1 rRNA gene is annotated in these 779 nt (G+C 53.4%); it reads right to left on the reverse strand.

The window, feature by feature from the left end:
• Positions 1-29 precede the first annotated feature (29 nt).
• Positions 30-779: ribosomal RNA gene (locus tag AC007G_RS28285) — 23S ribosomal RNA — on the reverse strand; the annotation flags it as partial.

Below are 779 nucleotides of genomic sequence, written 5' to 3' on the forward strand. Positions count from 1 at the left end.
TCTCTTCGCCAAAACAGCTTCGGCGTTGTAAGGTTAAGCCTCACGGTTCATTAGTATCGGTTAGCTCAACGTATCGCTACGCTTACACACCCGACCTATCAACGTCGTCGTCTTCAACGTTCCTTCAGGACTCTCAAGGAGTCAGGGAGAACTCATCTCGGGGCAAGTTTCGTGCTTAGATGCTTTCAGCACTTATCTTTTCCGCATTTAGCTACCGGGCAATGCCATTGGCATGACAACCCGAACACCAGTGATGCGTCCACTCCGGTCCTCTCGTACTAGGAGCAGCCCCCCTCAATTCTCCAGCGCCCACGGCAGATAGGGACCGAACTGTCTCACGACGTTCTAAACCCAGCTCGCGTACCACTTTAAATGGCGAACAGCCATACCCTTGGGACCTACTTCAGCCCCAGGATGTGATGAGCCGACATCGAGGTGCCAAACACCGCCGTCGATATGAACTCTTGGGCGGTATCAGCCTGTTATCCCCGGAGTACCTTTTATCCGTTGAGCGATGGCCCTTCCATTCAGAACCACCGGATCACTATGACCTGCTTTCGCACCTGCTCGCGCCGTCACGCTCGCAGTCAAGCTAGCTTATGCCATTGCACTAACCTCCTGATGTCCGACCAGGATTAGCTAACCTTCGTGCTCCTCCGTTACTCTTTGGGAGGAGACCGCCCCAGTCAAACTACCCACCAGACACTGTCCGCAACCCGGATCACGGGTCTACGTTAGAACATCAAACATTAAAGGGTGGTATTTCAAGGTTGGCTCCA

Source organism: Klebsiella sp. CSG-1, from assembly GCF_056521145.1.